This is a genomic window from Noviherbaspirillum denitrificans (assembly GCF_002211445.1).
Taxonomy (GTDB): Bacteria; Pseudomonadota; Gammaproteobacteria; order Burkholderiales; family Burkholderiaceae_D; genus Noviherbaspirillum; species Noviherbaspirillum denitrificans.
On the sequence record NZ_LSTO01000001.1, the window covers coordinates 1,115,181 to 1,124,583 of the forward strand.

Annotated in this window: 10 protein-coding genes; 3 read left to right on the forward strand and 7 right to left on the reverse strand. The window is 58.6% G+C overall.

The window, feature by feature from the left end; genetic code table 11:
- The 7 genes from AYR66_RS28755 to AYR66_RS05560 form a co-directional block, all read right to left on the reverse strand.
- On the reverse strand, window positions 1–188 hold a 188-nt coding region (locus AYR66_RS28755), incomplete at its 3' end, for a tripartite tricarboxylate transporter permease (RefSeq protein WP_170942274.1).
- A 12-nt stretch (window positions 189–200) separates the two neighbouring features.
- Window positions 201–662 carry a tripartite tricarboxylate transporter TctB family protein gene (locus tag AYR66_RS05535; RefSeq protein WP_088706699.1) on the reverse strand — a complete coding sequence of 154 codons (462 nt, stop codon included), beginning with the start codon at window positions 660–662 and terminating at the stop codon, window positions 201–203.
- A 195-nt stretch (window positions 663–857) separates the two neighbouring features.
- Window positions 858–1,832, reverse strand: coding sequence for a tripartite tricarboxylate transporter substrate binding protein BugD (locus AYR66_RS05540; RefSeq protein ID WP_088706700.1), 975 nt, complete (start codon window positions 1,830–1,832; stop codon window positions 858–860).
- Window positions 1,833–2,165: 333 nt separating this feature from the next.
- Window positions 2,166–2,591 carry a universal stress protein gene (locus AYR66_RS05545; RefSeq protein WP_088706701.1) on the reverse strand — a complete coding sequence of 142 codons (426 nt, stop codon included), beginning with the start codon at window positions 2,589–2,591 and terminating at the stop codon, window positions 2,166–2,168.
- Window positions 2,592–2,640: 49 nt separating this feature from the next.
- A complete protein-coding gene (locus AYR66_RS05550) occupies window positions 2,641–3,378 on the reverse strand; it encodes a TerC family protein (protein WP_088706702.1) in 738 nt (245 codons plus the stop codon).
- Window positions 3,379–3,627: 249 nt separating this feature from the next.
- Window positions 3,628–4,602, reverse strand: coding sequence for a tripartite tricarboxylate transporter substrate binding protein BugE (locus AYR66_RS05555; protein WP_088706703.1), 975 nt, complete (start codon window positions 4,600–4,602; stop codon window positions 3,628–3,630).
- Between the two features lie 196 nt (window positions 4,603–4,798).
- Window positions 4,799–5,812 carry a TRAP transporter substrate-binding protein gene (locus tag AYR66_RS05560; protein ID WP_088706704.1) on the reverse strand — a complete coding sequence of 338 codons (1,014 nt, stop codon included), beginning with the start codon at window positions 5,810–5,812 and terminating at the stop codon, window positions 4,799–4,801.
- Between the two features lie 187 nt (window positions 5,813–5,999).
- Here AYR66_RS05560 and AYR66_RS05565 point away from each other — a divergent pair, with 187 nt between their 5' ends.
- From AYR66_RS05565 to AYR66_RS29350, 3 genes are all read left to right on the forward strand, one after another.
- Window positions 6,000–8,045 carry a sensor histidine kinase gene (locus AYR66_RS05565; protein WP_088706705.1) on the forward strand — a complete coding sequence of 682 codons (2,046 nt, stop codon included), beginning with the start codon at window positions 6,000–6,002 and terminating at the stop codon, window positions 8,043–8,045.
- A 96-nt stretch (window positions 8,046–8,141) separates the two neighbouring features.
- On the forward strand, window positions 8,142–8,732 hold the full coding sequence (locus AYR66_RS05570) for a response regulator transcription factor (RefSeq protein ID WP_088706706.1): 591 nt from the start codon (window positions 8,142–8,144) through the stop codon (window positions 8,730–8,732).
- An 85-nt stretch (window positions 8,733–8,817) separates the two neighbouring features.
- Window positions 8,818–9,403, forward strand: a 586-nt coding sequence (locus AYR66_RS29350) for an AEC family transporter (protein WP_088709618.1), incomplete at its 3' end; no start/stop codon positions are given.

Here is a 9,403-nt window from a genome sequence, read left to right on the forward strand (position 1 = left end):
ATGATGAGCGACGAGACTGGTGGCAGCGAGAACGTTGCCGGCAGCAGCATCGCGATGGTGGCGACCGGGCCGAGGCCGGGCAGTACGCCGATCGCGGTACCGAGGAACACGCCAATCAGACAATACAGCAAATTGGACAGCGAAAGCGCTGTCTCGAAGCCGAGCGCCAGGTTCGATAGGATTTCCATGTTGCGCTCTCCTTAGAAACCGAGCCAGGGCCCGAACATCGGCATCGGCAAGCCGAGGCCAATCGTGAAGACCAGCACAGCAAAGACAGCCAAGCCAACTGCTACTGCGAGGAAGGGCACCACCTTGAACTTGACACTGGCGTAACCGCTGATCATGACCAGCACGACAACGGCAACTGCCAGGCCCGCACCGCGGATCAGCACACCGAACAGGACGGTTGCAACCAGTATTAACGCGTTTTCACGCACCGCAAAGCGACCGATTCCTTCGCCGCTCTTGAACATGGAACGCCCCACGCCGACCAGACCGATCAGCGTCAGGATGCCTCCGAGAATAGTGGGAAAGTAAGCCGGACCCATACGTCCTGCAGTCCCCATCGAGTAATCGCGCCCGATGATGACGGCGGCAAGGCCAACTATGATGAATATGACCCCGGACCAGAAATCCTTGGGATCGCGAATGAACGATGGCAAAGCGAATCTCCTTCTCGTTATTGGATCAATGGGAGTAATGCCTTACTTCTCGCCGCAAAACTGGCCCGGGCGGGTGTTGGCATCTTATCCCATTTTTGGTCGCCGGAATTGCACTCCGGCTGACCATGGCGCATTGGTCAAGGAATTCTGCCAATGCGCCACTGTACAGCTAACAGCTTAGAACATTGAAATGAATCAGTCGGCGTAAACACCAGCCTTCTTGATAATCGGGCTCCACTTGTCGATCTCGGCCTTCAGGAAGGCTCGATGCGCATCGGGAGTGGCGCGTGCCTCGGCAACAGGTTCCGTACCCAGTTCAGCGAAACGCTGCTTGACGGTTGCATCCTTCAGGGCTGTCTGGAGGGCCTTGGAGAGGGAGTCAACCACCGGCTTCGGTGTACCTTTCGGCGCGTACAGTCCATGCCACACTGCCACTTCAAAGTTCGGAAGGCCGGCTTCGTGCAATGTGGGCAGATCAGACAAGGACGCCACTCGTGACTTGGTCGTGACGCCGTAAGCCTTGATCTTGCCGCTCTTGATCTGGCTGGTGGTGTTGGTCGTCTGGTCGCACATGATATCGACCTGGCCGCCAAGAAGGTCATTCATCGCCGGACCGGTGCCCTTGTACGGAACGGTGGTCAAGTCGGTGTCAATGGCGCTCATGAAGAGCATGCCGCACAAGTGCGAAGCGGAACCAACACCGGCGTTGGCATAAGTCACCTTGTTCTTGTTGGCCTTCACGTAAGCGAGCAGTTCCTTGAAGTCCTTGGCCGGGAAATCCTTGCGGGCCACAAAGGTCATTGGAACGTCCGTAATAAGGCCGACAGGCTCGAAGCTGTCCAGCGCGTTATAGGTGAGCTTGCGGTACAGGGCGGGTGCAGTGGACTGGCCGATATGATGCAGCAGGACGGTGTAGCCATCAGGATCCGCCTTGGCTACGCGGGCAGCACCGATCGTGCCGCCAGCTCCACCAACGTTTTCGATGATGACTTGCTGGCCGAGCGATTTGCTCATGGACTGGCCGACCAGGCGCGCAACGGTGTCGGTCGGGCCGCCGGCGGCGAACGGGACGATCATGGTAATCGTCTTGGTAGGATAGGACTGTGCGTAAGCAGCAGTGCTTGCAACCAGTGCGAGACCTGCGATAAGGCGCAATGGCTTGATGTTCATGAGTGTCACTCCTCCATTATTGGTTTGCTACAGCTACACAAAAGGACAACCGGGCAGAAACCGGTCAGGAGATGCATTTGATGTGCACGAATTGACGGCAGCAAGTATGCCTCCATGCACCATTATTGCGAGTGACAATTACACAAACAATTGTGGAAAGCCGCAGTAAAAATGCCAATCGCACAACAAAAAACCGTCCACCCCAGGCAGATGAAAATGCGCGAAAAAATTCCATAAAATCAATCAAATAGAAAGCAAAAGGCCGGCGGGATCATACGAATCCGCCGGCCTGCCAAAGCCGGTCGCCTTGCGACTTTATGGAGCGGTTGTTTGCTACTTGACGAGCAGTACCGGCACTTCCGACAGGTGAATGATTTTTGTGGCCACCGACCCGACTAGCAAGCTGGAAATGCCGGACAAACCGCGAGTGCCAATGACGATTTCGTCGCAGCCCTGCTCCTTTGCAAAACGCGTAATCACTTCCGCAGGTTCGCCGACGAACAAGTGCGCCTCGCTAGAGGTTCCGGCGGCGTCTAATTGTGCACGTGCAGCATTCAGTATCTTCATGCCTTCTTCATGGTGGTACTGTTTGATCTGGGAGCTGTCGACAAAGGAGGCAACGCTGCCGTGCAGCGGGTACTGCACATTCACGAGATGTACCTCGTATTCTCCCTTGGCTGCGCTCGCGCGCTTGGCCACATAGGCCGCTGCATGCAGCGCGCTGTCGGAACCGTCAACAGCTAGCAGAATTTTCAGCATTGCTTTTCTCCGAAATAGAATTTATCCAGTAAAGGCCGACAACGAACAATCAATTGGCTCGGGTGCCATCCGACTTTTCGGAGGCAAGGTCTTCAAGGGGTGTACTGTCCCGTGCTTCAGCCCGCGCAGCAAGCATTTTCCCGACAATCACTACGACTACCGCTCCGACGACCGGACCAATCCATTTCGATGCAGGGAGAACGGCTTCAAACCAAGGCCCCACAGCAACATCGCTGACCGCCATGCCGCCGGCAATCCATCCGAGCAGGGCACCGCCCGCAACAATCACGACCGGGAATCGATCCATGAGCTTGATGACGAGCTGGCTGCCGAGCATGATGATCGGGATGCTGAGCAGGAGACCGAAAACGATAAGGAACTTGCTGTCCTTCGCTGCCCCTGCAATGGCAATGACATTGTCCAGACTCATGACGGCGTCAGCAATGATAATGGTTTTGATCGCGGCAACGAGTGTGGCGCCTGCCTCGATCTTGTGACCGCCTTCCTCATCCTCCGGCAACAGCAGCTTGATACCGATCCAAAGCAGAAGTGCGGCACCAACCAGCTTCAGGTACGGAACCGCCAGCAAGGTCACTGCAAACAGGATCAATACGATCCGCAGGCCAATCGCCCCCGCCATGCCCCAAAGAATGCCCAATTTGCGCTGATGCTCCGGAAGGCGGCGGCATGCCAGACCGATCACAACGGCGTTGTCGCCACCCAGCACGATGTCGATAGCGACGATCTGCATGAGTGCGATCCAAAATTGGGGGTTGGAGAAGTCCATGATGATTCCAATAGGCTAGGTAAGTTGAACGCGATAGCGGGGACGACGCGGAGTCGAGACGCGTAAAACTGAATATTGCCAACCGGATAAGCAGCTTTCAATCGAAAAAACCGAAGGAACACTGCGGTTCGCCTTTGGAAGTATTGTCTGCCTGCTCATGATTCTCAAGTTCGGATTAACCAGGAAAAATGAAAAAGGCCGCCGTCCCGAATGGGGAGCGGCGGCCTTCCATGGACAGTCCGGCCACAATTAAATGCCGTCGAACTTGATGCCTTGTTTGGTAACGACAGCCTTCATCTTTTCCAGCTCGGCCTTGATTTCGGCAGCGTGCTCCGCCGGCGAATTGCCGACCGGTTCGGCGCCCTGCTGTTTCAGGCGCTCCTTGACTTCCGGCATGTTCAGCACCTTGACTGCCGCTGCATTAAGCTTCCTGATGATGTCTTCGGGCGTCTTCGGCGGGGCAACGAGGCCATACCATGCTGGGTCGTTGACTTGCTTGAGGCCGAGTTCGGCAAAGGTCGGCACATTCGGCAGTGCATCAATTCGCTTGTTCCACGCGATGGCCAGCGGGCGCAGCTTGCCGGACTGGATGTGGGACATCGACGACGGCAGGTTATCGAACATCATGTCGACCTGTCCACCGAGGAGGTCGTTCAATGCGGGCCCAGCGCCGCGATAGGGAATGTGCAAGATGAACGTGCCGGTAGCCGCCTTGAATTGCTCGCCAACCATGTGCTGGATGCTGCAGGTGCCGGACGTTGCGTAGTTCAGCTTGCCGGGATTCTTTTTTACCTGGTCGAGAAACTGCTTGAAATCTTGGGCAGGGAATTTGTTGTTCACTGTCAGCACGTTGGGCGTACGCGCCATGTTCGTGATCGGTGAGAAACCCGCGATCGGGTCATAGCCAAGCTTGGGGTTGCAGGCCGCGTTGACCGCATGGGTCGACACGGTGGAAACGCCGATGGTGTAGCCGTCCGGCGCTGCCTTGGAAATTGCTGCCGCGCCGATGCTGCCGCCGCCACCGCCGCGATTTTCCACCACGACCGCCTGCCCCAACTCCTTGCCCAGCTTGTCGCCAACGATGCGCGCAACGATATCGGTCGTACCGCCAGGAGCAAAGGGAACGATCAGGGTGATCGGCTTGCTCGGGAAATTGTCCGCGTGCGCAGTGGCTGCGAAGGCGAAACCGGACACGAGTGCGCACACTAGCTTGTTCAACTTCATTTCTTATCTCCTCAACTTGGATTCAGGACGGGATGGATACCGCCATTGTGATGACACCTCGCTGCTTTTGCATTCTTCGTGCCAGCGACCAAGTACGTGACAAACCTTTGATTCGACAAGACTTTTCCTGTCTGGCATGTATCCTTTGATGTGAAAAGCCGGAATCGCCGGCACGACCGTTCCGGAATTCCGCGCCCTACCTGGCCGCGTAGATCGCCGCTTCATGGTAGACCTCGGCCAGCAGGTCCTTGCCGATCCGGGGCTCCATTTCCTTGTGAACGCTGAGCATCGCGCGCCGCCACTCTTCCCGCTCCCTGTCGGAGAGGACGTAGATTGTGGTCTTGCCAGACTTGCGTATCGCCTCCATCGCTTCCTCGTTCTCCTTCTGCGCGATGGCGTTGGCGTACTTGGTGGCTTCCTTCATTGCCCCCTCAAGTGCAGAGCGTATCCCCGAAGGCAAACCATCCCAGAACTTCTTGTTGACGATGACGGCATAGCCGAGGTACCCGTGGTTGGACACGGTCAGGTGTCGCTGCAACTCATGCATGCGCTGCGTGTAGAAATTGGACGGCGGGTTCTCGGTCCCATCGACGACGCCGCTCTGGAGCGCCTGGTAGACCTCGTTGAAGGACAGCGCCTGCGGGCTGGCGCCGAGGGCACGCATCTGGGCATCGAGGACTTTCGATGGCTGGATACGCATCTTCAGCCCCTTGAAATCGGCGGGCGTCCTGAGCGGCTTGTTCGACGACATGACCTTGAAACCGTTGTCCCAGAATGCAAGGCCGGTGATTCCTTTTGTTTCAAGCTTTTTCAGCAGCCGCTGGCCAACGGGTCCTTCGGTGACGCGATAAAGGACTTCTTTCGTCGGGAAAATGTACGGCAGGTCAAACACTTCGAACTCGCGTACCCCAAGCGGGCCGAATTTGGCAAGCGAGGGCGCCAGCATTTGTACTGCACCCAACTGTAGCGCTTCGAGTTCTTCCTTGTCCTTGTAGAGCTGGTTGTTCGGATAGACATCGATGCGGACACGGCCGCCGGTTGCCTTTTCGGCGAGCTGCTTGAAGCGTTCCGCAGCTTTGCCCTTGGGGGTATCGCTGGCAACAACGTGGCTGAATTTGATGACGATCGGTGCCTGTGCCGACGCTTGAGCGTACGCACAGTGACTTGCAAGGGTAGCGGCGAATGCGAGAAACCACGCAGCCAGTTTCATGGGGATTCCGTGCTCGAGGTGGGGATGGACTTCTGGTTGGAACATTGTCAACGGGTGAATTCGTGCCTACAACTGTGGAAAACCACAATCGGGAACCGGCAAAGCCAATTGACAGTCGGCTACACTGGAGGCTTGGCAATGAACCGGCTTCCCGACTTGTCCGGCGCCTCTGCACACACGCCCGATCATGCTCAACAAACAATTCGCATTGATGTCCGGTTTCGGCTTTCCCGGCCGCAGGCGCATCTGGCACTGGCTGGTGCCGATGGTGCTGGTTCTCCTGTTTGTCTCGACCATGTTGTGGCTGCCATGGCAGGCGCAGCAGATGGAGGCGAACGAACGGCAGGAGCAGCTGATCGCCGATACCCTATGGGTTGAGCAGACCATCCGCTTCCAGCTGGACCGGAACGAAGACAGCATCCGCCTGATCGGCAACGAGATCAGCACCGGCTACCTGTCGGGCAAGCGCCTGCAGGATCGCATGGCGGTATTGATCCGCAACAACCGGGAACTGAACCGCATCGTATGGCTCGACCCGCACGGCAAGACCGTAGCTTCCACCGACGATGCCTCGATCCAGCTGACCGATTTCTCGGTCAACTCGCGCATCACGGCGGAACGCGCCCGCGCCACCAAGACGCCACAATACAGCCAGCCGGCCCCGCCTCCCGGTCTGAACGGGCCCATGCTGATGGATTACCATGTTCCACTCTATCTCGGCGAGCAATACCTCGGCACGCTGGTGGCCAGCTATTCCGTGACCAGCATCCTGGATGAAATGGTGCCGTGGTGGTTTGCGCAGGACAACGAAATCGTCCTGACCGACGGCGACGACAACGTGATCGCCCGGCGGGCGGCTGGCGGACCGGGCCGAGGCGTGTACACGCACAGCCGGGCGCTGGAAGTCCCCTATGCCAGCCTCACGCTGCGTACCAACAGCGTCAAGAATGCGCCGAAGCTCTTGCCGAACCTCCTCGTCGGTTCGGTCATCGCGCTGTCAGTCGGCCTGATCTGGAGCCTTATCGCGCTCTGGCGCGATATCAACCGCCGGCTGGCGGCGGAAGGCGCGCTGCGACAGCAGGTAGCGTTCCGCACCGCGATGGAGAACTCGCTGATGACCGGCCTGCGCGCACGCGACCTGGAGGGCCGCATCACCTATGTCAACCCGGCATTCTGTGACATGGTCGGCATCCCGGCCGAAGACCTGGTGGGCAAGGCGCCGCCCATGCCTTACTGGGCGCCGGAAGCCATGGACGAATACAAGCAGCGCTTCACCCAGGTCCTTGCGGGAACGGTGACACCCCAGTTCGAGACGATTTTCCAACGTGCGAACGGTGAGCGCTTCCCGGTGTTGATCTTCGAATCGCCGCTGGTCGACGACAGCGGGAAGCAGACCGGCTGGATGGGTTCCATCCTCGACATTTCCGACCGCAAGCGCGTCGAAGACCTGAACCGCCGACAGCAGGAAAAACTGCAGGCCAGCGCCCGGCTTGCCACAATGGGCGAGATTGCTTCGACGCTGGCGCACGAGCTCAACCAGCCGCTTGCGGCAATTTCCAGTTATACGACGGGTGCGCTGAACCTGATCGAAAACAGCGCGGCGAAAGGCATCCACTTCGACCCCGGCGTCCTCAAGCCGGCATTGGAGAAGGCCAGCACGCAGGCGCAACGGGCCGGTCATATCATCCGCAGCGTGCATACCTTTGTGAAACGACGCGAGCCCAGCCGCGAACCGACCTCGGTGCAGTCGCTGATCGACAACGTGATCCCCCTTGTGGAACTGCAGGCGCGACAGTTCTTCGTCTCGATCCAGGTACAGGTTGCCCTACACCTGCCCAGCGTCCTCGCCGACCGCGTGATGCTCGAACAGGTTCTCCTCAACCTGACCCGCAATGCGATCGAAGCCATGCAGGACATCGATCCCGAACGCCGCATCCTGCGCATTGTCGCTGAACAGGACACCGAGGCCGGCGCTCTGGGCAATGTTGTGATTTCCGTCATCGACCAGGGGCACGGCATTCCACAGGAAGTTGCGGAGCGGCTGTTCTCCCCGTTCTTTTCGACCAAGGCAGAAGGCATGGGCATGGGCCTGAATATCTGCCGGACGACCGTGGAGTTCCATGGCGGTACACTGGTTCACGCGAACAATCCGGGCGGCGGCACGATTTTCCGTTTCTCGCTGCCTGTCTTGGTGGAAACTGTGGCGGAAGCCACAGCGGCGGGCAGTAAATAACGCCCCCGAAAAGCTGAGAAAGCACATTTCCACACGACAACTCACTATAATTCAGCGACACCCGTGTCCAGAGGCGCCCGGCGGAGAGGAGACAAGATGCTGCACATCGTTGATGACGAAGAGGTAATACGTGATTCGCTCACGTGGCTCGCACGCTCGCGCACCATCGAGACCACGGCGTACGAGAGCGGCACGGCCTTCCTGGCGGCACTCGAGGCGCGCAAGGACTTCGATCCACAGGGAGAATGCATCCTGCTCGACGTGCGCATGCCGGACATGAGCGGCTCTGCCTTGTTCGATACCCTCTCTACCCGCGGACTCACGCGCCGCCTGCCGGTGATTTTCCTGACCGGCCATGGCGACGTGCCGATGGCGGTGGACACGCTCAAGCGAGGCGCATTCGACTTCTTTGAAAAGCCATTCAACGACAACAAGCTGATGGACCGCGTCGAGGAAGCCTTCGCTGCCTCGCGCGAAGCTGGCGCCGCCGCGGAGGTGCACACCCGGCTCGCCACGCTGTCCATTCGCGAACGCGAAGTCCTTGACCTCATCCTTGCCGGCAAGATGAACAAGGTCATCGCAGACGAACTCGGCATCAGCATGCGCACGGTCGAAGTGCACCGGGCGCACATCTTTGACAAGATGAATGTGAAGACTGCAGTCGAACTGGCGCGGATGCTGAAGTAAGCCGTCCCCTCGACATTGTTTCGACAGACGGGAAGGCGCAATCCTCGGTAAGATTGTCGGTTCTATACCGAAATCCCGCCGTTCCATGTCTATCGCCACCATCCTCTTCCCCGACTTTGCGCTGATCCTGCTCGGCTTCCTGCTGATGCGCTTCTCGGATTGGGGCACGCAGTTCTGGAGTGGACTGGAAAAGCTGATCTACTACTTCCTGTTTCCTGCACTGCTGTTCTACACCACGTCGCGTACCAAGATCGACCTCGACAGCACGGGAAAAATGCTGCAGGTGGCATTGATCGGCGTGGCGGCCGGGATCGCCCTCGGCTGGCTCGCGAAACCGCTGTTCCGCAGCCCGCCCATGATGTTCGAATCCGGCGTTCAGACCGCCTTCCGTTTCAATTCATACATCGCGCTGGCCATCGCGTCACGCCTGGCAGGAGAGGAAGGCACGTCGCTCATGGCGCTGATCATTGGATTTGCCGTCCCGATCTGCAACATGGCGGCGGTGCACGCGCTGGTGCACCGCGGCGGTGGGTTGCTGCAGGAACTGGCGAAAAACCCGCTGCTGGTCGCGACCGCCTCAGGCCTGGCGTTCAACCTGCTCGGGCTGCAACTGCCTGAAGTCATCGGCGCCACGCTGCAACGAATGTCGAATGCATCCATCGCGGTCGGCC